19 protein-coding genes and 4 tRNA genes are annotated in these 25,870 nt (G+C 69.4%); 15 read left to right on the top strand and 8 right to left on the bottom strand.

Features of this window, described 5'->3' with window-relative positions:
* Positions 1 to 142 precede the first annotated feature (142 nt).
* The 3 genes from ABZ911_RS16105 to ABZ911_RS16115 are packed head-to-tail and all read left to right on the top strand — an operon-like array spanning position 143 to position 5,768.
* Positions 143 to 1,099 carry a hypothetical protein gene (locus ABZ911_RS16105; RefSeq protein WP_358055760.1) on the top strand — a complete coding sequence of 319 codons (957 nt, stop codon included), beginning with the start codon at positions 143 to 145 and terminating at the stop codon, positions 1,097 to 1,099.
* Positions 1,100 to 1,101: 2 nt separating this feature from the next.
* Positions 1,102 to 2,919: a potassium transporter TrkA gene (locus tag ABZ911_RS16110; RefSeq protein WP_358055762.1), complete on the top strand. Its 1,818-nt coding sequence runs from the start codon at positions 1,102 to 1,104 to the stop codon at positions 2,917 to 2,919.
* A gap of 17 nt (positions 2,920 to 2,936) precedes the next feature.
* A complete protein-coding gene (locus ABZ911_RS16115) occupies positions 2,937 to 5,768 on the top strand; it encodes a BTAD domain-containing putative transcriptional regulator (RefSeq protein ID WP_358055764.1) in 2,832 nt (943 codons plus the stop codon).
* A 16-nt stretch (positions 5,769 to 5,784) separates the two neighbouring features.
* Here the strand turns inward: ABZ911_RS16115 and ABZ911_RS16120 are convergent, their stop codons facing one another.
* Entirely contained in the window at positions 5,785 to 8,556 is a 2,772-nt protein-coding gene (locus ABZ911_RS16120) for a BTAD domain-containing putative transcriptional regulator (protein ID WP_358055766.1), read from the bottom strand.
* A 136-nt stretch (positions 8,557 to 8,692) separates the two neighbouring features.
* Here ABZ911_RS16120 and ABZ911_RS16125 point away from each other — a divergent pair, with 136 nt between their 5' ends.
* Positions 8,693 to 8,992 (top strand): transposase family protein, encoded by a 300-nt coding sequence (locus ABZ911_RS16125; protein WP_358055768.1) that lies wholly within the window; start codon positions 8,693 to 8,695, stop codon positions 8,990 to 8,992.
* Positions 8,993 to 9,586: 594 nt separating this feature from the next.
* Here ABZ911_RS16125 and ABZ911_RS16130 read toward each other — a convergent pair.
* Positions 9,587 to 9,662: transfer RNA gene (locus tag ABZ911_RS16130), tRNA-Lys, on the bottom strand.
* 71 nt (positions 9,663 to 9,733) lie between these two features.
* The gene (locus tag ABZ911_RS16135) at positions 9,734 to 10,888 is read right to left on the bottom strand and encodes an acyl-CoA dehydrogenase family protein (RefSeq protein ID WP_358055770.1); all 1,155 of its coding nucleotides are present in this window, start codon (positions 10,886 to 10,888) and stop codon (positions 9,734 to 9,736) included.
* A gap of 92 nt (positions 10,889 to 10,980) precedes the next feature.
* Here ABZ911_RS16135 and ABZ911_RS16140 point away from each other — a divergent pair, with 92 nt between their 5' ends.
* A complete protein-coding gene (locus ABZ911_RS16140) occupies positions 10,981 to 11,325 on the top strand; it encodes a PspC domain-containing protein (protein WP_358055772.1) in 345 nt (114 codons plus the stop codon).
* Here ABZ911_RS16140 and ABZ911_RS16145 read toward each other — a convergent pair whose 3' ends face one another.
* Together ABZ911_RS16145 and ABZ911_RS16150 are read right to left on the bottom strand one after the other, a co-directional pair.
* A complete protein-coding gene (locus ABZ911_RS16145) occupies positions 11,326 to 12,561 on the bottom strand; it encodes an MFS transporter (RefSeq protein ID WP_358055774.1) in 1,236 nt (411 codons plus the stop codon). It abuts the gene before it with no gap.
* Positions 12,562 to 12,794: 233 nt separating this feature from the next.
* Positions 12,795 to 15,275: a collagenase gene (locus ABZ911_RS16150; RefSeq protein WP_358055776.1), complete on the bottom strand. Its 2,481-nt coding sequence runs from the start codon at positions 15,273 to 15,275 to the stop codon at positions 12,795 to 12,797.
* Between the two features lie 160 nt (positions 15,276 to 15,435).
* On the opposite strand from ABZ911_RS16150, the gene ABZ911_RS16155 reads away from it, so the two are divergent.
* From ABZ911_RS16155 to ABZ911_RS16185, 7 genes are all read left to right on the top strand, one after another.
* Entirely contained in the window at positions 15,436 to 16,392 is a 957-nt protein-coding gene (locus ABZ911_RS16155; RefSeq protein WP_358055778.1) for a LysR family transcriptional regulator, read from the top strand.
* 19 nt (positions 16,393 to 16,411) lie between these two features.
* Entirely contained in the window at positions 16,412 to 16,753 is a 342-nt protein-coding gene (locus ABZ911_RS16160) for a metallopeptidase family protein (protein ID WP_358055780.1), read from the top strand.
* A gap of 43 nt (positions 16,754 to 16,796) precedes the next feature.
* Positions 16,797 to 18,389, top strand: a complete 1,593-nt coding sequence (locus ABZ911_RS16165) for a metallophosphoesterase (protein ID WP_358055782.1) — start codon at positions 16,797 to 16,799, stop codon at positions 18,387 to 18,389.
* A tRNA-Glu gene (locus tag ABZ911_RS16170) sits at positions 18,367 to 18,439 on the top strand. The genes ABZ911_RS16165 and ABZ911_RS16170 overlap by 23 nt, the downstream gene beginning before the upstream one ends.
* A gap of 86 nt (positions 18,440 to 18,525) precedes the next feature.
* Positions 18,526 to 18,600 (top strand) — tRNA-Asp (locus ABZ911_RS16175).
* A gap of 19 nt (positions 18,601 to 18,619) precedes the next feature.
* Positions 18,620 to 18,693 (top strand) — tRNA-Phe (locus ABZ911_RS16180).
* Positions 18,694 to 18,799: 106 nt separating this feature from the next.
* A complete protein-coding gene (locus ABZ911_RS16185; protein WP_358055784.1) occupies positions 18,800 to 19,669 on the top strand; it encodes a hypothetical protein in 870 nt (289 codons plus the stop codon).
* A gap of 1 nt (position 19,670) precedes the next feature.
* Here ABZ911_RS16185 and ABZ911_RS16190 read toward each other — a convergent pair whose 3' ends face one another.
* Positions 19,671 to 20,057, bottom strand: coding sequence for a tautomerase family protein (locus ABZ911_RS16190; protein WP_358055786.1), 387 nt, complete (start codon positions 20,055 to 20,057; stop codon positions 19,671 to 19,673).
* Between the two features lie 17 nt (positions 20,058 to 20,074).
* Between ABZ911_RS16190 and ABZ911_RS16195 the strand changes: the two genes are divergently transcribed.
* The 3 genes from ABZ911_RS16195 to ABZ911_RS16205 all read left to right on the top strand — a co-directional run bounded on the left by ABZ911_RS16195 (position 20,075) and on the right by ABZ911_RS16205 (position 22,621).
* Positions 20,075 to 20,740 carry a response regulator transcription factor gene (locus tag ABZ911_RS16195; RefSeq protein ID WP_358055788.1) on the top strand — a complete coding sequence of 222 codons (666 nt, stop codon included), beginning with the start codon at positions 20,075 to 20,077 and terminating at the stop codon, positions 20,738 to 20,740.
* Positions 20,741 to 20,842: 102 nt separating this feature from the next.
* Entirely contained in the window at positions 20,843 to 21,556 is a 714-nt protein-coding gene (locus ABZ911_RS16200) for a GAF and ANTAR domain-containing protein (RefSeq protein ID WP_358055790.1), read from the top strand.
* A 6-nt stretch (positions 21,557 to 21,562) separates the two neighbouring features.
* Entirely contained in the window at positions 21,563 to 22,621 is a 1,059-nt protein-coding gene (locus tag ABZ911_RS16205) for a quinone-dependent dihydroorotate dehydrogenase (protein ID WP_358055792.1), read from the top strand.
* On the opposite strand, the gene ABZ911_RS16210 is transcribed toward ABZ911_RS16205, so the two are convergent.
* Both ABZ911_RS16210 and ABZ911_RS16215 read right to left on the bottom strand, forming a co-directional pair.
* Positions 22,618 to 24,249, bottom strand: coding sequence for a DUF885 family protein (locus tag ABZ911_RS16210; RefSeq protein ID WP_358055794.1), 1,632 nt, complete (start codon positions 24,247 to 24,249; stop codon positions 22,618 to 22,620). The genes ABZ911_RS16205 and ABZ911_RS16210 overlap by 4 nt on opposite strands.
* The gene (locus tag ABZ911_RS16215) at positions 24,249 to 25,859 is read right to left on the bottom strand and encodes a beta-N-acetylhexosaminidase (RefSeq protein WP_358055795.1); all 1,611 of its coding nucleotides are present in this window, start codon (positions 25,857 to 25,859) and stop codon (positions 24,249 to 24,251) included. The genes ABZ911_RS16210 and ABZ911_RS16215 overlap by 1 nt, the downstream gene beginning before the upstream one ends.
* Positions 25,860 to 25,870 lie beyond the last annotated feature (11 nt).

A 25,870-nucleotide genomic window follows, 5' to 3' on the forward strand; every position in this document is an offset into this window, starting at 1 on the left:
AGTACGGCGAAGTGGAGGCCGCTCGCATCAGGTCTTCCCGAGAGGTCCGATCTCATATTCCACCCGCGTGGACGCCCGGTAGACGGCGACGTTCATCTCCCGTCAACCAGGCGTAGACGCACACGACCCATTCTCTGCTGTCATGACTTATCAGCCTTTTCCACCAGAACAGGCCCTGGTTCCTCCGCTCTCAGAACCTCCGGCAGCCCCCGAACCGGAGCGGGAAACAGCCAAGAGCAGCGTGCTTGAGGTCTTCGAGAAGATCGGGTCGGTCGCCGTGCCGGTCGCCGTGGGCATGTACGCCATGCTGTATCTGGGGTTGGCCCAGGTCTACGGGGTTTTCGGCATCACCCCCGAGCAGGCCGGTCTGGACCAAGCGACGATCTTCGGTCGGCTCATCGGCACGCTGATCGAGCTCTTCCTGGTGGCCTTGCCTGGAGTGGGGCTGCTCGTCGCGCTGGGCTGGCTACTCAACCTGGCCACCCGCGGATCGGCCGGCCAGCTGATGCACAGGCTCCGCGAGCAACCGTGGATCGCGGCCACGGCAGGCGCTCTCATCTCGGTCGTCGCCTACTGGGTCTACTTCGGCACGCTGTGGGAACTGTCCGGCGGCACTCTCCTGGTCGCCGTCGCACTTGTCGCGGTCTTCGGACTATTGGTGCCATTTCGCCTGATGCGGAGGCGCAACACAGGCCGGGCAGGCATGAAGGTGCTCATCGGTGCGTTGTTCGGCATCGGGCTGGGACTGATACTGGTCGCCCAGATGGTCCACGGCGCCGCCGACATAGCCACCAACGGCAATGGCAACGCCCTGCTGCAGACTGTCGGCTTCCAGAATCAGTGGGCCACCGTAGGCGACGGCGACGGCAAGCCGCTGAACAAGGACAACCCGGACGAGAGGTTCCTGCTCCTGGGCGAGAAGGAGGGCGCCTACGTGCTCTACGACTGCGGCAAGCAGGAAACCTTCCGTCGCTCCATCGAGGGCACCACACTAGGCAAGATCGAGTTCGATCCGGACTTCTCTGATCCCGAGACCGGCGAGGTCAAAGCCTGCGGCTACGCGCTGGAGGCGCAGGATTCCGGGACCGGGGAGCAGTAGCCGTGTCCCGCGAGCGGCTGCGCTACTGGTTCGACAACACGATGTCAAAGGGAACGCCCGCCCTGATCGGTTGGCTGGCGGTGGCATCAGCGGTGCTCGTCGGCTTTGTCACCGCGATCGCCGCCCCCATCGCAGGCGAGAATGGGTCCTGGTGGAATGTCGCCTGGATGAGCCTGCTCCGCACCCTCGATCCGGGCACCATGGGCAGCGACGAGGGTAGCCCGTTCTTCGTCTTCATGATGCTCTTCGTCACCATCGGCGGGATCTTCATCGTCAGCTCCCTGGTCGGCGTACTCACCGCAGGCCTGGACTCGAAGCTGGAGAACCTGCGCAAAGGCCGGTCCCGCGTGGTCGAGAGCGGGCACAGCGTCGTGCTCGGCTGGTCGGAGGAAGTCTTCGCGATCGTCTCCGAGCTGGCCAAGGCCAAGGAGAGCGAGAAGCGCCCGGTCGTGGCCATCCTGGCAGACCGGGACAAGGTCGAGATGGAGGAAGAACTGCGCGACCGGCTCGGTGATGTAGGGCGTACCCGCATTGTGGCGCGCAGCGGCGATCCCGCGGAGCCGACGGCCTTGGATCTGGTGAGCCCGGACACGGCTCACTCGATCCTGGTACTGCCTACCGATGACGCTGAGCTGATCAAGACCCTGCTCGCGCTGGGCAACCGCCCCTGGACCGGCAGGCGGCCGCCGATCGTGGCCGCCGTGACCGAAAGCGACAATCTACCCGCTGCCCGTCTGGCGGGCGGGTCGCACGTCGAGATCGTCGACTCGCAGGACGTCGGCGCCCGCCTGGTCGCGCAGTCATGCCGTCAACCTGGACTGTCCGCTGTCTACAGCGACCTGCTGGACTTCGACGGCGAGGAGATCTACATACAGGCCGAGCCCGCCCTCGTCGGCCGGATGTACGGCGAGGCGCTGTTCGCCTACGACAGCGCAGCGCCGATCGGCGTGCGCCGCGACGACGGTTCCGTGGTGCTCAACCCGCCAAGCGAGAGCGTGATCCGGCAGAGCGATCAGCTCATCCTCATCGCCCCCGACGACTCCGCCATCCGGCTGGCAACGGCACCAGCCGTGGTGCGACAGGAGGCGATCGCTCGCCCCAGTGCCCCGCAGCGGGAGCCGACCAAGACCTTGATCATGGGCTCGAATCACCGACGGTCCAGGATTCTGCGCGACCTGGCGCCCTACCTGCTGACCGGTTCCGAGATCCATCTCGCCGGGCCCGTCGTCGCTGACCTGCCACTTCCACCAGGCGTGCTCATCTCCGCCAAGGAAGTCGACGTCACCAGCCGCACCGCGCTGGAGTCGCTCGGCATCGGCGGCTACGACCATGCGATCGTGCTCTCCGATGGTGCCTACGATGCTCAGAAGGCCGATGCCAGGACCCTGGTGACCCTGCTGCACCTGAGAGACATGCGGACCGGCGTGGCGATCGTCAGCGAGATGAACGACGAGCGCAACCGGAAGCTCGCCGAGATCGCCGAGGCCGACGACTTCGTGGTCGGCGGCAAGCTGGTCAGCCTGCTGCTCACCCAGCTGGCGGAAAACCGGCACCTGGGCCAGGTATTCGACCAGCTCTTCTCCCACGAGGGCTCGGAGATCTACCTCAAGCCGGCGAGCGACTACATCGTCCCCGGCGCCACCGCCACGTTCGCCACCGTGATCGAGGCGGCCAGGCGCCGCGGCCAAACCGCGATCGGCTACCGCCTGACCACCTCCGTCAGCCAGGCGCCTCAGCACGGAGTCACCCTCAACCCCGACAAATCAGCCCCGCTGGCGTTCCAGCCGGGCGACAGAGTGATCGTCCTCTCCGAGGACTGACCAAAGGAGAGGACGGCATGGCGGAGGACCTGAGATTTTCCCTGCTCGGCCCAGTGTGTGCCTGGCGCGGCGGTCAGGAGCTGGATCTGGGCTCGCCGCAACAGCGCCTGGTCCTGGCCGTGCTCCTGCTGGCCGGAGGCCGTGCGGTCGGCAATCCCCAACTCGTGGACGCCGTCTGGGGCAAAGAACAGCCGCGCACCGCACTCAGCACTCTGCGCACCTACATCTCAAGACTACGCCGGGTGCTCGGCGATGGTGTCGTGTTGTCCATCGGAGACGGCTACGCACTGCACGGCGGCCTGCGTGACGTCTCGGAGGTGGAGCGACTCCACAGTGAGATGCGATACGCCGAGGCACTCGCACTCTGGCAGGGCGAGCCGCTCGCCGGGCTTGAGGGCTTCTACGCGCAGGCCCAGCGTGTCAGGCTGGCCGAGCGGCAGCTGACCGTACTCGAACGCCGCCTCGACCAGGACCTTGGGAATGGCCGCCACGCGGAGGTCATCTCCGAGCTCACCGCGCTGTGCGCGAGCCACCCGACCAGGGAGCGACTACGGGCGCTGCTGATGCTGGCGCTCTACCGGTCGGGCCGCCAAGCGGAGGCCATCGGCGTCTACATCGACACGCGCGAACTGCTCGCCGACGAGCTCGGGGTGGATCCATCTCGGGAGCTGACCGAGCTCTACCAGCAGATCATCAGCGCCGACCCAGCACTCGGCCGGACGGTACGGCCTGCGGCGCACACGGCGGTGCCGAAGCACACGCCCAGACAACTGCCCGCCGATGTTGCCGACTTCACCGGCAGGGAGAAGGAAGTCGAGGGCATCGCGGCCGCGCTGCGCGCCGGCGAGACCTCGGCCCTGGTGGTCTCGGCCGTCGCCGGCGTAGGCGGAGTCGGCAAGACGACCCTGGCCGTTCACGTCGCACACCAGCTGACCGGCGATTACCCAGACGGACAACTCTTCGTTGACCTGCGTGGTGCCGGCGCCAAGCCGGTAGAGCCCACCACGGTCCTCGGCTCGTTCCTACGGGCGCTTGGGCTGGATGACCTACCGGAGGAGCTGGCGGAACGAGCCGCGCTCTACCGTTCCATTCTCGCCGATCGTCGCATACTCGTGGTTCTCGACAACGCGTCCGACGTCGGCCAGGTACGACCGCTTTTGCCAGGCTCGCCACGCTGCGGCGTGCTCGTCACCAGTCGAGCCAGGCTGACCGGGCTCACCGGCGCCCGCCAAGTGGACCTTGAGGTGCTCGGCCCCGTCGAAGCGCTGGAGCTGCTCACCAGGATCGTGGGCGAGCATCGCGTGGCCCTCGAGCGCGGCGCCGCCTTGGACCTCGTCGCGGCCTGCGGCTTCCTCCCCCTGGCGATCAGGATCGCAGCCGCCAGGCTGGCGGCCAGGCCAAACTGGAGCGTCGCCACCATGCGTGACCGGCTGTCAGACGAACGCCGCCGACTGGCCGAGCTGCGGGCAGGCGACCTGGCCATCGAGGCCACCTTCTCGCTGGGCTATGAGCAGCTCGACGCCGCGCACTCGCGGGCCTTTCGGCTGCTCGCCGTACCAGATGCTGCCGGCGTCTCGTTGCATGCGGCCGCCGCGCTGCTCGACCTTCCTGAAAATGAAGCTGAGGCAGTATGCGAGGATCTGGTCGACGTGAGCATGCTCGAGTCGCCGTCACCCGGGCGCTACCGCTTCCATGACCTGCTCAAGATCTACGCCCGTTCCCGGTCCGAGGATCATGGGGTACGGCGGTCGGCGCTCGGCCGGTTGCTCGACTTCTACCTGGCGTCCATCGCCTCGGCGTTTCGGCTGTTGTATCCCGGCGACCGTCGGCCCGCCAAGGTGCGAACCCGCCTGGCTGGGCTGTACTTCGCCGACGCGACAGCTGCGGTCGAGTGGGCGGACCAGGAGGAGCAGAGCTTGCTCGGGTGCATCGAGCAGGCCGCCCGGACCACGGGCACTCCCGTGCATCAGGTCGTACAGCTGCTGGACATGGCGGCGGACGCACTCGGGTACGAGTCAGACCCCGCACGGTACGAACAGCTCGGCGACCTGGTCGTGTCAGCAGCCGTCGAGTCTGCGGAAAGGGCCTTGGAAGCGCAGGCCCGCTGCTTGCGCGGGCTAACCCGGGTGAGCAGGAGCCGTCTGGACGCCGCCACCGAGGACGGCCTGGCAAGCCGGGATCTCAGTCTGCAACAGGGCGACCTGGACACCTATGCCGAGTCGCTGAACCTCCTCGCTTTGAGCGCGATGAGCAGGCGGCAGATGACCGAGGCAGTCGACTGGTACTTCCAAGCCGTCGAAGTGTGGCGCTCACTGGACGACAAGGCCGACCTGGCGCTCGGACTGGGGAATCTGGCACGGGCGTTGATTGACCTCGGCCGGGTGAGCGAGGCGATCGCCGCGGCGCAGGAGGCCGAGCAGATCTCCCTCGGTCTCGGCGACGGCCGGCCGGACCCAAGCGCGGCCTACCAGCTGGGAATCGTGCTGCGTGAAGCCGGCTACCCGGGTGAGGCTCTGGTCAAGCTCGAGATCGCACTGGCGGAATACCGCAGGCTCAAGCAGCGGACGTGGGAGGGTGCGGTGCTTTTCCGGATAGCCGAGACGCACCTGGCCGCGAGCGCGTCCCAGCGCGCGCTCGACTACGCCGAGGACGCGCTCGCAATCCTCGCAGAGGCGGGTGACGAGTGGGGGCAAGGTATGGCGTTGACCGCGCTCGGTCGGGCGCTGAGCGAGTTGGGCCAGCCGGGACGGTCGCGGGCCTGTCTGCGCGAGGCTCTGGAGATCTTCGATCGGCTCTCGCTGCCGGAGGCCGCCGACGTGCGCCTGCTGCTCGATGCGGTTAAAGCCTGATCTGTCGTCGGCCGTTCTACGCAGGCGCAGCCGATGATGGCGTAGGCGAGGTGCTGGGCCACCTCGGGACGGGCCTTTCCAGCAGCGCTCTGACTTCTGCGGCCTTGGCGGGGAAGGGTTCGTACAGCTCCAGTGCCCGTTCCCAGCACGAGCGCGCCCGGCTGTGCTGGCGCAGGGCGTGCAGCACCTCGCCCAGTTCGCTCCAGGCCGCGCCGTCGGCCCAGCCGCCGCAGCGGCGTTCCTCGGCCAGCACGACGGCCGCCTCGGCGTGGGGCAGAGCCTCGGCGGCGCGATCCAGCGCGAGCAGCACACGGACCAGGTAGATCAGTGTGGACTGCTCCCACGTGGGATTGCGCCGCTGCCGGAACAACGCCAGCGCCTCCTGCAACAGGGGGAGCGCCTCATGGTGGCGTCCGGCGCGAGTGAACACCTTGGCCATCGCGACCACGGCGTACGGGTCGCGGACGTCGTCGCCCAGGTGGGCCCGCATGACGGTCTCGGCGTCATGGAGGGTCTCGATCGCCTCGTCGTAGCGTTCCAGGGAGGCCAGCCGCTGGCCGACGCCATAGAGCATGGCCGCCTCCTGATAGCGCTCGCCGAGCTCGTGAAAGCCTGCCGCGGCCTGCCGATAACCGTCGAGCGCCACGTCCTGGCGGTCGTGACGATCGGCCTGGAGCACGCCCATGGTCGACATGGCCACCCAATGGTGGTTCATGTCGCCCGCGCGCAGGGTGATCTCCAGGGCCGCGGCGCACTCGGCGATCGCATCGTCCAGGCGGCCGGCGTCTCGCAGGACATGGGCGAGGGAGGCGCGGGCGCGCCCCTCGACGAAGACCTCGCCCGCCGCGGCGGCGCGGGCGGCAAGGTCTTGGAACCTGGGGACCAGGCTGTTGGATTCATAGGCGAACAGCAGGATCAGGTCGAGGATCTGCAGCTCGCTCGAGAGATCCACCGCTTGTACCCGGATGAGGCATTCCCGCTCACGGGCGACCCACGCGGTGGCCGCCTCGATCGTGTCGAAGGTGAGCCCTCCCTCAGCCGTCACTGAGACGGCCGAGGGATCGCCTGGATTGAGGGTGGTGAAGGCGTTGCGTGCCGTGGCGAGGTAGTGCTCCAGCAGCCGGGCGAGCGCCGGCCGGTCGGGCTCGGCCAGCGAGCGTGCGTAGGCGCGCAGCAGGTCGTGGTAGCGGTACCGGCCGGGGGCGGGGGATTCCAGCAGGCTGAGATCCACCAGCGACTCCACCAGATCCTCGGTCTCGACCTCGCTCAGGTCCACCATCGCGGCAGCGGCCGCCAGCGGGAGGTCCGGCCCCTGCGACAGAGCGAGCAGCCTGAAGGCTCGGGCCTGGGAAGGATCGAGCTGGCGATACGACAGCTCGAAGGCAGCACTCACCGCCACGTCAGCGGTCCGCAGGACGGCCAGCCGCTTGCTCTCGTCGGCCAGCTTGTCGACCATCACACGGATCGGCCAGCCGCGGCGGGTGGCGAGCCGGGCGCCGGCCACCCGCACCGCTAGTGGCAGGCGTCCGCACAGCTCGACCAGATGCTCGGCGTCCGCCGTCTCCGCGGCCACCCGCGGGGTGCCGACGATCCGCTCCAGCAGCGCCAGGGCCTCGGCGGCGGGCGGCACGTCCACCTCGACGAGGCCGGCGCCCGGCAGGAGGTAGGGGCGTGCCCTGCTGGTCACCAGCACCCGGCAGGAGGACGAGCCCGGCAGCAGCGGCAACACCTGTGCGCGATCGCGCGCGTTGTCGAGAACCACCAGCACGCGCCGATCGGCCACCGTGGAGCGGAACAGCGCCGCACGCTCCTCCAGGGTTTCGGGCAGGCGCTCGTCGGCGACGCCCAGCGCTCGCAGGAAGGCGGCCAGCACAACCGCCGGATCGGCCGGCGCGGCTCCGGCGCCCTGCAGGTCGGCGAAGAGCTGTCCGTTCGGGAAGTGTTCCCGTACGGCATGCGCCGCCCGCACGGCCAGCGTGGTCTTGCCGACGCCGCCGATGCCGGTCATGACCGTGACCATGGGCGCCTGACCAGCTCGGGCCGCCAACGCCGCCACCAGGCCGGCGACCAACTCGGCGCGGCCGGTGAAGTCGGCCGGGTCGGGCGGCAACTGAGCCGGGACCTGCATCAGGGCGGGCGCGGGAGCACCGTCGACGCTCAGCAGGTGCTGAAACAGCTCGGCCACCTCGGGGCTGGGATCGATGCCCAGCTCGTCGGCGAGCGTCTGCCGTAGGTCGGCGAAGACCGCCAGCGCCTCAGGGCGGCGTCCGCCGGCGGCCAGGGCTCGCATCAGCAAGGCCCGCAACCGCTCGCTCAGCGGATACCGCGCCGACAGCTCGGCCAGCTCTGCCAGGACCTGACCGGGCGCCTGCCCGCTGTCCAGCTCCTGGGCACAGGCCGATTCGATGGCCAGGAGCCTGGCCTCTTCCAAGCGGCGCAGGTGAGGTCCGCGCAGGCCGGCAGGCTCACCCGTCCATAACTCCAACGCCTCGCGGTAGGCGCCCTGGCGGGTCAGCCTCTCGAAGTCGGCCAGATCCGTGCCGACGCCGGCGAGCGCGTACCCGCGTCCCCGCGACACCAGGTGCTCATGGCCTATCGCCTTGCGCAGCCGCGACACGTAGGTACGCACGATCGAGACCGCCGAAGCCGGGGGCTCGTCGTCCCACAGGGAGTCGATGATTCCCTCGATCGACACCGTACGCTCACCGGCCAGCACCAGCACCGCCAGCAGCTCCCGCTGCTTCGGCTGCCCGAGCCGCATCTCCGCACCGTCACGCCAGCCCCGCACCGGCCCCAGCACAACCACCCGTACCGCCATATACACCCCCGAGTCAAGAACTATAGGCGAACGCGCGCGATCGAATCGTGATCAAGATCGCTTTCCTGCCGCCAAAATCCGGTCCGATCCTCTCCGAAGGCCACTAGTGCGCAAACTCCGCGAGGCGGGCCTGGGCGCGCTCGCCGACCGCGGCTTCGTCGGCCTGGACGACACCCCCGGCGACCCGGTCGTGATCACCGGCCGCAAGGCCACCCGCGGCCGCCCCCTGACCACCGCGCAAAAGCAGGTCAACCAACTGATCGCCGCCGAACGCGCCCCGGTCGAGCACGCCTTCGCCGACCTGAAGAACTGGCGGATCCTCACCAGACTCCGCCTGGACCCCGCCCGGGCCACCACCCTGCTACGCGCCCTGCTGGTCCTGACCGCCCATGAGATCACCCGATGACAGACGATCACCGGCCATGATCTCCGGCCCCGACCAGCCCGAGCAGTCCCAACTCAACTCACACAAGGCCCCCACCTGCGGATTCAAGTTGAAACAACTCCAAGGAGGCCTGCTCGGCAGACGGCTTGATCAACGCTTGGGCTGACGAGCGACACAACCCGGTCCGGGATGCCCGCCCAAACGGTCCACCGTGATGTTTCCTCGACCTCGTTCGGGGTCGAGCTTTGCCGACGGGCTCCGCCGAGGTTCCTTCAACCGAAGGCAAAGGCCACAGCATATGCCTGAAACCGCTCCACGAGGGGACTCGGAACGACATCGCCGTGGAGTGACCGCATGTGGACGGCAGGTGTGATCAGGTCTTGACGCGTTTGCAGGTGCAACCTAGATCGGGGTTCCTGCCAGGTCTTCCGGCTGGGTGCTTTCCTGGCCTTCTTGCGGGTCTGGCCTGACAAATAGGGGTGAAGTGGAGCCCGGAACGTCCGGCCATGTGCCGGAACCGTGCCGAAGAGCAACCAGCGAGCAACCAACGGCCCATCTCTGCCTTACCAGAAGGCCGCGAGAACCGAGAAATCGCAGGTCAGATAGGGTATGGAGTGGTAGGGCGCCCGGGGCTCGAACCCGGAACCTACGGATTAAAAGTCCGCAGCTCTGCCAATTGAGCTAACGCCCCTTGCATCATGCAGGGTACAGAGAGTACAGCCACCTGCGTGACGGCGTCCCGTCGCGGTGACGCACAGCACCCTACCGATACGCGGCGATCCCCGTCAGTGCCTCTCCCAGTACCAGCGTATGGATCTCCTGGGTGCCTTCGTACGTCAGCACAGATTCCAGGTTGTTCATGTGTCTGATGACCGGGTACTCCAGGGTGATTCCGTTGCCGCCAAGGATGCTACGGGCTTGGCGGGCGATGTCCAAGGCGGCGCGTACGTTGGCGAGTTTACCGAAGCTGATCTGCCGGGGTGTCAGCGCGGAGGCGTCCTTGAGGGTGCCCAGGTGCAGGGCGGTGAGCTGGGACTGGGCCTGGGCGACGTACATCCAGGCGAGTTTTTCCTGGGTGAGTTGGAAGCCGCCGATGGGGCGGTCGAACTGTACGCGGGTCTTGGCGTAGTCGACGGCGGATTCCAGGCAGGCGCGGGCGGCGCCGACGACGCCCCACAGGATGCCGTAGCGCGCCTCGGACAGGCAGGACAGCGGGCCGCGCAGGCCGGTCACCCCGGGCAGTACGGCCGAGCCGGGCAGCCGTACGTCGTCGAAGTACAGGGAGGAGGTGACGGAAGCCCTGAGGGACAGCTTCTTGTGGATCTCAGGGGCGGTGAAGCCGGGCGTGGAGGTGGGCACCACGAAGCCGCGGATGCCTTCGTCGGTCTGCGCCCACACCACGGCCACGTCCGCGATCGACCCGTTGGTGATCCACATCTTGGCGCCGTTCAGCACCCAGTCGCCGCCGTCCTTTTTGGCGTGGGTGCGCATTCCGGCGGGGTCGGAGCCGTGGTCGGGCTCGGTCAGGCCGAAGCAGCCGATGGCCTGTCCGGCGGCCATCCGGGGCAGCCATTCGTCCTTCTGCTCGGCGGAGCCGTACTTCCAGATGGGGTACATGGCGAGGGAGCCCTGGACGGAGACGAAGGAGCGCAGGCCGGAGTCGCCGGCTTCGAGTTCGCGGCAGGCGACGCCGTAGGAGGTGGCGTCGGTGCCGGCGCAGCCGTACCCGGTGAGGTGCATGCCGAGCAGGCCCATGGCGCCCAGTTCGGGGGCGAGGTCGCGGGCGGGGAAGGTGGCGTTCTCGAACCAGTCGCCGATGTCCGGCAGGACGCGGTCGGTGACGAAGGAGCGCACGGTGTCGCGGATGAGCCGCTGGTCGCCGTTCAGCCGATCTTCGAGACGCAGTAGGTCGTCCATGACCGGGTCCTCTCCTCGCATAAGGGGCTACCAGGGTTCTACCAGGGGGAATCCCGATGTGCGAACGCGGCTCCCCGGGGCAGTCTTGAGGCATGAGCGAATCGAACTTCAAGCAGTTGCGCCGGACCAGGAACGGCCGGATCGTCGCCGGGGTGTGCTCGGGTGTCGGTGAGTACCTCGGGGTGGACGCCAACATCGTCAGGATCGGGCTGGCCGTCGCCACCCTGTTCGGCGGCGCGGGCATCGGCATATACGCGATCGGCTGGCTGCTCATGCCGGACGAGGGGAAGAACTCCTCGATCGTCCAGGACCTGATCAGCAAGCAGCAGCAGAAGTCGACGTGGCAGGACGCCACGCCGGCTCCCGACTACTCGCAGCCGCCGTCCGCCTGGAAGGCGCCCGAGCGGCAGGACGAGCACACCAAGCCGCAGGCGTGATCAGGCGGTGGCCTGGGCGCGCACCTTGGCGACGATCTCCCCCCGAGACTCGGTCCAGACCATGGCCAGTACGGCTGCCGCCGTCACCCCGGTGATGCCGGACAGCGCGACCACCGGTTCGGGACCGAGTTTCTCGGCGGCGAATCCGCCGACCAGGATGCCGATGCCCTGGGCCGCCATCAGCCCGGAGTAGACGAGGCCGAAGGCCTGCCCGCGGCGTTCGGCGGGGATGCACTGCACGAACGCGGCGTTGGCCGCGAGCTGGTAGGCGCCGCCGATGCCGGACAGGACCCACAGGGTCAGCACCACGGCCAGCGGTGGCCGCAGTACGCACACGATGAGCGGCGCGCAGCTCAGCATGGCCATCCAGCCCATCATCCGCAGCCGCCCCGAGGCGGAGACGAACCTGCCGAACACGAACGCGCCGAGGACGGTGCCGGTCGGCATGGCGGCCATCAGCAGGCCGGTGATGACCTCGACGGGGATGGTGCCGTCGGCGAGCTCGGCGGCGTACGGCGCGGCGAGCCCCTCGGGCAGCACATAGAAGCAGCACAGCCAGGAGAACATCACCAGCGTCCGCAGCTTCCGGTCGCCGAAGACGAGAACGGCTCCGGCCTTGGTCATCGCCCACATGGACGGCTTGGACCCGTCGGAGTGGGTGGACGCGTCGTGTTGCCGTACCCCGGAGACCAGGATCAGGGCGGAGGCCAGGAACGTGGCCGCGTCGAGCGCCAGCGCGCGGTAGGGGCCCATGGTCGCGATCATCGCGCCGCCAGCGGCGAACCCGAGCATCTGGATGGCCTGGTTCGTCATGTTCTGCAGCGCCGTGCCGGCGACGTAGCGGTCGCCTTCGAGGATCTCCGGCAGCAGGGCCGCGCGGGCCGCCGAGAACGGCGCGCTGAGCAGGACGACGAAGAAGACCAGCACGCACAGCACGGTGAACGGCATGCCGGGCACGGCCATCAGGGCGACCAGCAGCGCGCGCAGCAGATCGCAGACGATCATCACCCGGCGTCTGGCGAACCGGTCGGCCAAGCCCGCGAGCAGCGGCCCGCCGACGATGGTCGGCAGGTAGGTCAGGGCGTAGACGGCGGCGGTGGCGAGCGCCGACTGGGTGCGGCTGTAGACGAGCACGGCGAGGGCGACCTGCGCGAGCTGGTCGCCGATCAGGGAGAACCCTTGCCCGCACCAGAGCGCGCGGAACTCCTTGTTGGCGATGACCTCGCCATAGGTCACTTGTCGTTCGGCGGCACGCCTGTGCCTCCCCTGAAGCCTTGCCCCCATAGGACTCCGCTGAACCTGACTGAGAGTGTTCGGTATGTGACCTAAGGTGCCCGTCGGCGGGCTCATGCGCAACCCGAAGCAGCCAAGCGGCTGCAAACTGTAATCGGCGTCTATGACTTTCCGGCGGATACCGCTTGCCGGGACCGGAGGGGGTCTGGTCCCGGCAAGCGGTGTTCATGGGCCGGTCAGTATTCGGCCTTCACACTGGCGCCGTCGAAGGCGGCGGCCGCGTGCAGGCTGACGTAGACGTATCCGGCGGGCGGGTTGTCGACGACCAGCGTCTCGGCGTTGCCCTGGCCGGTGGACCGCTGGGTGTACGACGAGGTGGTGGCCCAGGAGCCGGCGCTGTAGTACAGGTCGGCGTTGCCGGTCCCCCCACTGGCGGTGAGGGTCAGCCTGCCGGTGCCGGCGGGCAGGTAGAGGTACAGGTAGGCGTAGTTGCCCTGGGTCGCGGACAGGTTGCTCCGCTGGCAGTTCCGGTCGAGCTGCCTGGTGTCGGCTCCGGTGCACTCGGGGGTCGAGGACCCGCCGGGGGAGACGGTGATCTGCCGGGTGGTCGTCCCGGTGGCGCCGGAGTTGTCGGTGACAGTGAGTTTCACCGAGTACGTCCCGGCGGCGGCGTAGGTGTGCGACGGGTTGGCCGAGGTGGCGGTGGCGCCGTCGCCGAACTCCCAGCGGCGTGCGGCGATCGTGCCGTCGGGGTCGGTGGAGGTGTCGGTGAAGGCGACGGTGAGCCCGCCGGCGGTGTGGGTGTAGCCGGCCTGCGGGGCCTGGTTCTGGCCTCCGCCCGAGCAGCTCCCGGAGGCGCACGCCGCCAGCCAGGTCCACCAGTCGCTGTCGTAGCGGCTGCCGATCGAGCTGGTCAGGTAGCTGCGCGCGGAGCTCCAGGCGCCGGTCCGGTAGTAGCCGAGCACGGTGGCGAGCTCGCTCGGGTGCCGCTCGAACATGTACCGGACGGCCAGGTATCCCCAGCGGTAGACGCGGGTGGTGTCGTGGGAGTAGGTGGTGTTCCACAGTGTGCTGAGCGCGTAGGTGCGCTTGGCCGCCTCGGTGACGGCGGCGTCGTAGGCGACCTGGCGGTAGGAGTAGGAGACGTACTCGGCGAAGCCCTCGATCCACCAGATGGTGGGGGTGGAGACGTTGGCGTTGAAGTCGCCGTGCATGTTGAAGCGGCCGTCGAGGTAGTGGGTGTACTCGTGGTTGAGGTTCCAGATCTGGAACGCCGGCCGTACCCATTCGGCCTCGTAGGCGATGAAGCGCGGCTGGTTGCCCGTGGCGGCCGGGTTGCCTTCCAGGTACATGCCGCCGTTGTTGGTGTCGATGCCGAACATCGCCCCGGCGTAGGTCTGGTAGTCGGTGCTGGAGTCGAAGACGCACACCTCCAGCGTGGTGTTGCGGTCGCCGGTCACCGGGCCGCCGTCGCGGGCCAGGTTGTGGAAGAAGGCGTCCTGCCCGGCGAGGCTCGCGCAGGTGTCGGCGAGCTGGGCGGAGGTCATCTGCTGGGCGCGGATTTTGATGCTCGCGCTGCACGTGTGGGTGATCGGCAGCGCGCTGGCGGCCAGGCGGTTCTGCAGGTCGCAGGTGTCGTAGTAGGAGCAGTTGGCCTTGTCGTAGTAGTCGGTCATCTCGGCCACGCCCACCCAGAGCGGCGCGGTCGCCGAGCCGAGGGCGCTGCGGTTCAGCAGGTTCCTGGCCAGCGGCCTGACGGTGCTCTGGAGCGCGGAGTGCTGCAGGAAGCGCCCGAGCTCGCGGCCCGCGTTCGAGGTGAGGTAGCCCCGCTCGCCGCCGAGCAGGGACACGTGCTGGGAGGCGAAGGCGTCGAGCGTGGTCAGCACGCTCCGGTCGGCCTGGACGGCGGTGACGAACGCGGGGACCTGGTGGCCGCGGAAGAGCACGGTGTAGACGTTGTTGACCGCGTTCAGCATCCACCAGTGCGCGTCGTAGGAGCTGTCGTAGCCGGTGAGCAGGCGCTTGACGACGTACAGGTAGCGGTCGTTCTGCTCGGCGCTGTCGATCAGCGTGACCGCCTCGGCGAGCACCTCGCCGTTGGCGTCGCTGACCGTCCAGGCGCGCGAGTTGCCGAAGAAGGAGTCGAGGCCGGACTGGATGGCCGTGCGCAGCGTCGCCCCGTAGGTCCCTACGGTCGACGGGTTGTACCACTGGACGTAGTAGCCGGCCCGCAGGTAGAGCACGAGCTGGGCGGTGGAGGCGCTGTTGTCGCCGGGGTAGTTCACCCCGTCGTCGCGCAGCGCGTAGGCGACGCTGGCCATCTGTGACTCGCGGAAGGCGTAGTAGGCGTCGCCGCCGGTCAGGCTGAACAGCGTGTTCACGCAGTCCGTGGTCGACGACCTGATCTGCTGGACGAGCGCGCTACCCGACCTGCTGGTGAAGTCGGCGGCACTGCAGGCGGCGGCTTTCGCCTTCGCCGCCGACGGCCGGGGCCGGTCGGGCGACCGCGCGGGCTCGTCGTAGTCGCGCCGCAGCGCGTCGTCGGACGCGGACAGGGGTGGACGATCCTGTACGGCCAGCCGCGACTTGCCGACGTGCGGCGGCTCCTCGGCGGACAGGACCTTCTCGGGCGGCGGCTCGGCACTGGCCGGAGCGGCCGACAGCGGCTGGAGGACGAGGGTGGCGACGGCTAAGGCGGTGAGGACGCGTAATCTCACGGCAACCTCCGGTCGGGGGGTGACTGCGCTCCGTAGTCTGATGACCAAAAGGGCGTTGCCGTCATAGACCGGCACATAAGCCTTGGCTATGAGCGAGAAATCGGAAGCTTGGCAGGTATAGGCGGGCCAAACTCCATCACATGTCACATAATCCTTGCTTATGGAGCTCGATCTCCGGCATCTCCGTATGATCTGCGCGATAGCGGAGACAGGCAGCGTCACCCGGGCGGCCGCGAGGCTGGGCCTGTCCCAGCCCGCCCTCACGAACCAGCTGCACCGCGTCGAGGAGATCGCCGGAGGCGCGCTGTTCGTGCGCAGCCACGCGGGCGTACGCCCGACGCCCCTCGGGCGCCAGGTCATCGCGCGGGCGAGGATCGTGCTCAGCGAGATCGACGCGCTCTTCGGCGACCTGCACGGGCCCTCCGGCACCGCCCACGTCGTCCGCCTCGGCTGCGTGCACCTGGCCTGCGTCGGCAGCGTCGTCGAGCGGGTGGGGGAGGCGCTGCCCGGCCACCAGATCTCCCTGCGCATCGAGCCGTCCGCGGTCCTGCTCGCCGACGCCCTCGCCCAGGGCCACCTCGATGTGGCGCTGGTGGGCATGATCGAGGGGTTCGACGTGACCCTGATCGCGCCGGTCGTCAGCCGCACGCTGATCCCGCGCTACCCGATCTTCGTCGCGCTGTCGGCGGGCCACCGGCTGGCCGAGCGCGCGGAGATCGACCTGGCCGATCTGCGGGACGAGTCGTGGATCAGCCCGCCGGGCGCCGACGACGGCTCCCTGGCCGCGCTCCGGGCCGCCTGCCGGGCCGCCGGATACGAGCCCGACATCCGCTACGAGGCGCCGAGCGGGGCCGGGCGCTCCCTGGTCGCGGCCGGGCACGGGGTCCGCCTGGTCGACCCCACCTGGAGCCCGCCCGAGGGTACGGTCGCCCGCCCGCTGCGGGGCGAACCGCAGGCCGCCCGCCTGGTCGTGGCCTGGCGGCGCGACCACGTGAGCGTCGAGAACGCCCAGGCGGTCTACCGGGGACTCGCCGCCGCCTTCCGCGACCACGTGGACGACAACCCGGCCTTCCGGCGCTGGTGGGACGCGCACCCGGAGACGCACCCGTTCGAGTGAGCAGAATGGGGGTGTGGAGATGACGCGTACGGAGTTCGAGGGCCTGGTCAGCGAGGCCCTCGATCTGATCCCGCCCGAGCTGGCCGCCCACATGGACAACGTGGCCGTGTTCGTGGAGGACGAACCGCCCGCCTCCGAGCCTGACCTGCTCGGCATCTACGAGGGGGTCGCCCTCACCGAGCGCGGCGGCTGGTACTCCGGCGTGCTGCCTGACCGGATCATGATCTACATGGGGCCGACCCTGCGCCTCTGCGAGACCCGCGAGGACGTCGTCGACGAGGTGGCGATCACCGTGGTCCACGAGATCGGCCACCACTTCGGGATCCCCGAAGAACGCCTGCACGAACTCGGCTGGGGCTAGCCGGACGCATTCAGTGTCACGCTTCGGGTAAGCAGGAGAGCGTATGAAGCTCGCCGAACGCATCAGAGCAGTCGTCCGATCCCGTCCGGCCAAGGCCGCGGGGGTGCTGCTGGTGGCCGCCGTGGGCGCATGGCTGGGCATCATCCTGAGCGGCACCGTCCGGGCCGACGTCGGCCCCGTCGAGACCGGCATGTCCCTGCGCCCCGCGTGGACCGGGGAGACCGTCGTCGACGCGCACCCCTTCGGCACGCTCAGGTTCCGCAGCCACGATGCGCCCCTGCTGCTGCGCATCACGCTGGAGAACATCGACCAGGAAGAGGCGAAGAGCCTCATCGAGGACCCGCGCCTGTCCGACCGCCTGCCCGGCATCATCGAACGGGATCTGCGCGACGGCGTCCAGGCCCTCGTCATCCGCTCGCTGCTGTGCGCGTCCGCGGGCGCACTGATCGTCTCGTTCGTGGTCTTCCGCAGGCCCAAGACGGCCCTGTACGGCCTGCTGGCCGCCGCCGTGGCCCTGGCGGGCACCGGAGTCGTCGCGGCCGTCACGTTCAAGCCTGGCTCCTTGGTGGAGCCCCGCTACTCGGGCGTGATCGCCGTCGCGCCCTCCCTGGTCGGCAGCGCCGAGTCGATCGTCACCAGATTCGAGTCCTACCGCTCCCAGCTCACCAAGCTGGTCACGAACGTCTCCAAGCTGTACGACACGGTCTCGGACCTGCCCGTCTACGACGCCGACCCGTCGTCCATCCGGGTGCTGCACGTCTCCGACATCCACATCAACCCGATCGCCTGGAACGTCATCCGCTCTCTGAAGGAGCAGTTCAAGATCGACGTGGTGGTGGACACGGGGGACATCTCCGACCACGGGACCAAGGCGGAGAACAAGTTCGTGGAGGAGATCGGGCGGCTCGGCGTGCCGTACGTGTTCGTGCGCGGCAACCACGACTCCATGACCACGCAGAAGGCCGTGGCCAGGCAGAAGAACGCCGTCGTCCTCGACGACCGGACCGCGACGGTGGCCGGCCTGAGCATCTACGGCCTGGGCGACCCCCGCTTCACCCCCGACAAGTCCGTGATCGCCGAATCCGACCCCGAAAGCCTCAAGGCGTACGGCCGCGCCCACTCGCTGCGGCTGGCCCGCGCCGACCTCGTCGCCGTCCACGACCCCACCGTCGCCAGGGGCTTCTCCGGCACCACCTCGATGGTCCTGGCCGGCCACTCGCACGAACGCTCCACCCATCTCCTGCCCACCGGCACCCGGATCCTCGTCCAGGGCTCCACCGGCGGCGCGGGCCTGCGCGCCCTCGAACACGACGAGCCGACGCCCGTACAGGCCTCCGTGCTCTACTTCGACAAGCAGACCCGCCGCCTGCAGGCCTGGGACGACATCACCCTCGGCGGGCTGGGCGAGCAGTCCATCCACATCCAGCGTCACGTCGAACCGGCCCCTGGCCGTATGATTTCTCCAGAGCCAACGGTCGCCCCGTCTCCAACGGGGACGACTTCAGGCACGTCGACGCCTAACGCCGGTCCGCCGCTTTGGCACGAGGGGCAATCGTCCCCTATGCTTCAGAGGTCTCCGACGGAAGACGTCAGGAACAGGATGAAAATCCTGAGCCCCCATCGTCTAGCGGCCTAGGACACCGCCCTTTCAAGGCGGCGGCACGGGTTCGAATCCCGTTGGGGGCACAGCAAGTCAGGGAAACGGTAGGTCGAAGACCTCCGAAGAACTGGTAAGCTAAGCAAGTCGCAAAAGCCGAAAGGCCGAAGCGCAAGGTCCTGTAGAGCAGTTTGGAGTGCTCGCCACCCTGTCAAGGTGGAGGTCGCGGGTTCAAGTCCCGTCAGGACCGCTACGGCGCAAGTCGCCGAGGTCAGGTAGCTCAGTTGGTACGAGCGACCGCCTGAAAAGCGGTAGGTCGGCGGTTCGACCCCGCCCCTGACCACCCTATTTAAGCTGTGAAAACGCCTCGCACATATTCTGTGCGGGGCTTTTTTGTTTTTCGGTCGACCTCATCATCATACTTCGACCCGCGTAGTATGATCTCCGGCATGCTCAGAAGATCCTTGGCGGCTCTGGCCGCCCTTGTCGTGCTGTCCGGGTGCGGGACCGGGACGGGGGCGCGGGAGCCGGCCTTGCCCAGCCCTGGACGGGACAACAAGCAGCTCATCGAGGCCGCCAAAGCAGACTGCATGAAGGGGAAAGGGTTCAAATACGTTTCCTTCGTGATGGTCGGGACTGATATGGGCATCGACGAGAAAATCTGGCTCGGTGACTACGCAGCCATGAAAGCGGACCGTACGAAGCGCGGCTACGGGGTGTTCTACCTCCTGGTCCACCGTGAGAAAATGCGGGCCGCGGCGGACGAGACGCCCGACAACCCCAATTACGCCCTCAGGGCGGAGCTGTCGAATTCCCAGGCGAAGACCTATGACAAGGCGCTGGAAAGCTGCGAGGCCCAGGCGATCAAGCAAGTCACCGGCAAGGTTGTGAAATCGAACGAGGATTGGTCCAGCCAGGCTTCCAAAGCCGGAGCACGGCGCATCGAGCGAGAACTCAACGGCGACCCGGAGCTGGCCAAGCTGGCCGCCGCCATGGGCGACTGCCTGGCTGCCAAGGGACACCAGGTGACCGCCAACAGTCCGAGGGCCATGAGCGAGTGGGGCTACACGCTGTTCAGAAGGCAGTTGCACGACCTCGCGCGCGAGCAGGACGACGAGATCCCGCCCTACGATCCCGACAGCGAGATGTGGTACAGCCCGGGCCGCCTCTCGGCCGAGGACGCGCGACGCCACCTGGACCGGGAGATCAAGGTGGCCCTGGAGGACCTGGAGTGCGGCAAGAACTTCTACGCCGCCTATCTGCCCAGGTCCGAGAAGATCTACAAAGAGGTCCGCGCGGAGTTCGGGCTGGGCGACTAGCTCAGACCTCGACCTTGTACGACAGGGTCAGCTCGTCCGCGGGGACGCCCCTGATCCCCCAGTTCACCTGGGGCATCTCGATGATCGTGATCTCGATGTCCCCGGCGCCGAGCCCGAGCGCCTCGGGCAGCAGGCCGTACACCGCGCGGATCAGGTCGCGCTTGGCGTCGTCGCTGCGCCCGGTGAAGCAGACCACCTCGATGATCAGGTACCCGGGCCCGCGCTGCGGGCAGACGAGGTCGTCGGCGTCGAGCAGCAGGAAGCGGTGGAAGCGCTTGCCCTCGGGCAGCTTCCACGCCTTGCGCACGCACTCGTGCAGCAGATCGGAGATCTCGCGCTGGCGTCCCGCCCACACGTCGCGACGCCCGTACACCTTCACCTGTGCCATGCAGGCAATATAGAGCCGTGATCCGAATCCTCCTCGCTGACGACGAAGCCATGATCCGCGCGGGGGTGCGCGCGATCCTCGGCGCCGACCCGGAGCTGGAGGTGGTGGCCGAGGCCGGAGACGGCCGTGCGGCGGTCGATCTCGCCATCGGGCACCGGCCCGACGTCGCCCTGGTCGACATCCGGATGCCGAAGCTCGACGGGCTGGCCGCCGCGGCCGAGATGCGCAGGGTCGCGCCGGACACGGCGGTCATCATGCTCACCACGTTCGGCGAGGACGACTACATCGCCAAGGCGCTCGACGTGGGCGCCAGCGGCTTCCTGCTCAAGTCGGGCGACCCGCGCGAGCTGCTGGCCGGGATCAGGGCCGTGGCGGACGGCGCCGCCTACCTGTCGCCGAAGGTGGCCCAGCGGGTCATCACCCAGCTCGCGGGCGGCAGGCTGGGCAGGGGAGCGGTGGCCCGCGACCGGATCGCGGGCCTGACCGACCGCGAGCGCGAGGTGCTGACGTTGCTGGGCGCGGGGCTGAGCAACGCGGAGATCGCGAAACGGCTGTTCATCGTGGAGGGGACGGTGAAGGCGTACGTCAGTACGATCTTCGGCCGCCTCGATGTCCGCAACCGGGTGCAGGCCGCGATCATCGCCTACGAGGCCGGACTGGTGCCCGGGGAGGGATACCACTAGCCTTTGCCTGCAGATCATTCCGCCCTGTGTCCGCGGAGACTGCGATGCCCGTTTCTGGGCATTCGTTAAGTCTGGTAACTGAGCCAAGGACGCAGGATATATATGACGCATATCGACCCGGACGCGCTGGTCGCCAGCCTGAGGCGACTACAGACGTCGTCCCCGGAGACCGGGATAGTCCACCAGCTCGAACGCACCGTCCAGGTCGTGGACACGCTGTTCGGCTACGCCGGGGCCGGCCTGATGTTCGCCGAGGAGAACGGCACCCTGCGCTACCTGGTGGCCACCAACGCCGAAGGGCGCAGCCTCGAAGCGGCGCAGGAACGGCTGGGCGAAGGCCCCTGCGTCTCCGCCTACACCACCGACTCCGCCGTGACGACCGTCGACGTCCAGGGCGACCAGCGGTGGACCGCCCTGGCCACGCTGCTCCACCCCGACGTGCGGGCGGTGGCCGGAGTACCGGTCAGGTTCGGCGGCGGCCCCGTCGGGACGCTGAACGTCTACCAGTCGGTGCCCTACGACTGGGACGAGTCCGACATCCAGGCGCTGCACGCCTACGCCGACGTGATCGAGCAGCTGCTCACCGCGGCGATCGCCGCGCAGGAGAAGAGCGTACTGGCCGACCAGCTGCAGTACGCCCTGGACTACCGCGTCGTCATCGAGCGGGCCATCGGCTACCTCATGGGCAAGCACGACCTGACTGCGGCGCAGGCGTTCACCGGGCTCAGGAAACGGGCCAGGGACAGCCGCCGCCGGGTCGCCGACCTCGCCGCGGAGGTGCTGGGCGAGAAAGCGCCCGATCCCCCGATACCCTGATCGGTGATGTATCGACTTCTGTTCACCCTGGTTCTGCGCCGCCTCGACGCCGAGGCCGTGCACCATCTGACGGTGCGGGCGCTCGCCGTGCTGTCCGCGCTGCCGTTGCTCAAGCGCCTGCTGCACCGGGCGCTCGCGCCGCGTGACGAGGCGCTGCGGGTCAGCGCCTTCGGTGTGCACTTCCCCGGGCCGCTGGGGCTGGCCGCCGGGTTCGACAAGGACGCCGCGTGCGCAGAGGCGCTGTCGGCGTTCGGGTTCGGGCACGTCGAGGTGGGCACGATCACCGCGCACGCCCAGCCGGGCAACCCCCGGCCGCGCCTGTTCAGGGTGGTGGGCAAGCGGGCGGTCATCAACCGGATGGGCTTCAACAACGCCGGGGCCGAGGCGGCGGCGCGCAGGCTGCGCCGTACCAGGGGTGTGCCGGTGGTGGTCGGGGTGAACATCGGGAAGACCAAGGTGGTGCCGGAGGCGGAGGCCGCCGCCGACTACGTGGCCAGCGCCAAGGAGCTGGCGCCGCTGGCGGACTACCTGGTGGTCAACGTGAGCTCGCCGAACACGCCGGGGCTGCGCAACCTGCAGGCGGTCGAGCTGCTGCGGCCGTTGCTGACCTCGGTGAAGGAGGTGGCCGACTCGACGCCGCGGCGTACTCCGCTGCTGGTGAAGATCGCGCCGGACCTCGCCGACGAGGACGTCGACGCGGTGGCCGACCTCGCGCTGGAGCTCGGGCTCGACGGCATCATCGCGACGAACACCACGATCAGGCACGGCGGCGAGACCGGCGGGCTGTCCGGGCGTCCGCTGAAGGGGCGTTCGCTGGAGGTGCTGCGCCGCCTGCGCGCCCGCGTCGGCGACCGGCTCACCCTCGTGTCGGTGGGCGGCGTCGAGGACGTGGACGACGTCTGGGAGCGCCTGCTGGCCGGCGCCACCCTGGTCCAGGGCTACACCGGCATGATCTACGGCGGTCCGCTCTGGGCCGCCACGATCCACCGACAGCTCGCGCGGCGCCTCAAGCGCCACGGCCTCACCTCCGTGCGCGACCTGATCGGCCGCACGGCCCCCCGCTAGCTCTCGGCCGCCAGGCGGTCGGCCTCGTCGAGCTGGTCGCGCAGGCCCAGCAGCTCCCAGCGCTGCAGCACGATCGGCACGTTCCCCTCCAGCCACAGCCGGTCGTGGAAGGCCCGCAGGTCGAAGTCGTCCCCGTCGCGCCGCCGGCAGGTGGCCAGCAGGTCGAGGATCTGCAGCTTGCCGATCTGGTAGCTGAGCCCCTGCCCGGGACTGCCGGCGAAGAAGACGGCCTCCTCCCAGGCCGTCCCGGCGTCCATGGGCACCGCCGTGGCCAGCCGTTCGGCCGCCTCCTCCAGCGTCGTCTCGCCCACCGCCAGCGCCAGGTCCACCTCGACCCGCAGCGCCCGCAGCCGCATCGCGTTGACCACGAACAGGGCGCTGTACGGGGCGTCGTCGAACAGCCCGGACAGCAGCATCAGCTCCTCGTTGTAGAAGGCGATCCCCTCGTTGGCGTGCGAGTCGTAGTAGCCGCGCCGTACGGGATCAGGGTGCTGCCATGACAGCGCGAGTTGCTGGGCGTGCACGCCCTCGTGGGCGATGCCGGTGCGCGGGTCGAGCGCCTCGGCGAGCTGGAAGTAGGGCAGGCCGGGATGCGGCTCCTCGACGTACCGCAGGGCGTCGTCGCCGGGCCGCGAGGCCGACCCGGCGTAGTGGGGTACCCCGAGCCAGGTGAGCGGCGCCAGGTAGGGCGGCATGGCGGCGAAGCGGTAGCGGCGCAGGCTCGAAGGCTGGCCGAGCAGGCCGCGCTCGGTGTAGAAGCGGCGGACTCCCCGCTCGTCCGCGTCCTCCTGGGCGATCACCCGCGCCGCGTCCGCGGGCAGCGGCGGCGCGGCGACGTCGCGATGACGCAGGCGCAGCATCGCCTCGGTCGCCACCGCCCGGTCCCACTCCTGCCGTCCCATGGCCCGCAACCGGTCGGCCGGGTAGGGGACCAGCGCGACGCGGTGCAGGAAGAAGGCCAGGGCCCGCGCCCCCACGGCCGTGTCATCGCCGAACCCCGCCAGGCCGCTCTCCAGCCAGCGGCGGTAGGCCGCCAGCGCCTCGGCAGCGGCGTCGGCGGCCGAGGCCAGCTCGCCCGCGTACGGCCGCGGCAGCAGCGGCGCCAGTGCCGCCATCGCCTGCCGGAGCCGGTCTCCGGCCGTTTCCAGCAGGGTGATGGCCGAGCGGGCGAAGGGCGCGGCGGCGTGGCCGGTGAGGTTCTCCCTGGCCTGCTCCAGTACCACGGGCACCCGCCTGAGGTGCGCCACTATCGCCGCCGCGCGTCCGGTCTCGAACGGCGGCGGCCGGAGCAGCAGGTTGTACCCGGCGATCAGGCTCTGCTCCAGGTAGAAGCAGGGGTTGCGCTGCCAGCCGCGCGACAGGTCGAGCTCCCAGCGGGCCCTGGCCAGCGCCGAGCCGATCAGGCGGCCGTCGACCTGGACGGGCACGGGCTCGGCCGACAGGTCGAGCGCGGCGTGCCGCTCCTCCAGCTCGCCCAGGACGCGGCGGCGCTCGGCGACCGCGGCGGCCGACCAGTCGGCCGTCCACCCGTCGGGGCGTTCCACCCGGGTGATGTCGTCGCCGGAGTCCGGGGCGGCGGCCACCCGCCACGCCCAGAAGTCGGCGGCCAGGTCGCCGAGCGCCCGCATCACAGACTCGGGCGGGTGGAGTCGGCGCTGTGCGTCATCTCGTCCAGGTGCTCCATCATGTCGCCCACCCGCACCGCGCTCGGCCGGTGCGGCCTGCGCCGCTGCCAGGGGTGCGGGCCGTCGAGCGGGCGGTACTCCACGCCGAGCGCGTCCAGGCGGCCCAGGTGCTCGCTCAGCCGGTCGGTGAAGGTGTCGTCGGCGGTGCCGGACCAGGAGATCTCGGCGAGCGCGCAGGCGCGCGGCCAGGCGCGGTAGTCGACCAGCCGCGCGTCGGTGAGGCGCTCGCTCCAGAGCTGCCCCTGGACGCCGACCACCTTGGCGGTCTCCTGCTCGCCCCAGGCGGCGGGGGCAGGCTCGAAGGCCGCCACATCGGCCAGCGTGATGGTGTCGCCGAGGGCCATCGGCTCGTCGGCGGAGGCGGCCTCGGCGTAGTCGAAGTAGGTCGGGAAGACCGGCGTGGCGACCACGTCGTGCCCGGCTGCGGCGGCCCGGCGGCCGACACCCATCCCGCGCCACGGCATCACCAGCGTGTCGGACCGCAACCCGCCGCTGACGAACGCCTCGTCCCAGACGACCGCGCGCACCCCCCGCTCGGCCAGCACGTCCGAGAGCCGCCGCAGGAACCACGCGTGCAGCTCGCCCACGCTGCCCAGCCCCAGCGAGTCCTGGTAGGCGCTGATCTCCGCGGAGGCGGCCCAGTCGTCGAGCACGCACTCGTCACCGCCGATGTGCAGGTACGGCGTGGCCCCCATCGCCCCCAGCAGCTCGTCGAAGACCGTGGTGAGGAAGTCCACCGTGCCCGGCAGCGGCGACAGGATGGCGGGGGAGATCCCCCACCGGTCGAGCACCTCGAACTCGGCACCGGTCGCGCCCAGCTCGGGGTAGGCGGCCAGGATGGCCGAGGCGTGCCCCGGAACGTCGATCTCCGGCACGATCACCACCTCACGCGCCCGCGCGTAGGCCGCGATCTCGGCCAGGTCGTCGAGGGTGTAGTAGCCGCCGTGCGGGATGTCGTCGTAGGTGCTCTCCTCGCGGAAGTAGTTGGTCGCGGTGCGCGGCCGGTGCGAGGCGACCTCGTGCAGGCGGGGGTAGGCCCTGCTCTCCACCCGCCAGCCCTGGTCGTCCACCAGGTGCAGGTGCAGCCGGTTCAGCTTGTGCACGGCCATCAGGTCGACCAGCCGCAGCACCTCCCGCTTGGGCAGGAAGTGCCTGGCCACGTCGAGGTGCAGGCCCCGCCAGGAGAAGCGCGGGGAGTCCTCGATCCGCACCCCCGGCACGGTCCAGACCGGCGAGGCGACCGCGGCGCGGTAGGAGGCGTCGGGCAGGAGCTGGTGCAGGGTCTGCGCGGCGTGGAAGGCGCCCGCCCGGCCGCCCGCGGTGATCTCGATGCCCCGCGACCCGCACGTCAGCCGGTAGGCGTCGGCGGCCAGCGCGGTGTCCTGCCGTACGTCGATCGCGCCCGTGTCGCCTGGGCGCAGGTCGAGCACCGGCAGCGCCAGGCGGACGGCGTCGACGAGGTCGTGCGGGCCGGAGATCGTGGAACCCGCGGCCAGCTCGTAGGAGCCGGACAGGTGGCTGAGGACGTTCGGGCGTGGAAGCAACGAAGTCATGCTTCAGATGA

Source organism: Nonomuraea sp. NPDC046570, assembly GCF_040645915.1.
Classification (GTDB): domain Bacteria; phylum Actinomycetota; class Actinomycetes; order Streptosporangiales; family Streptosporangiaceae; genus Nonomuraea.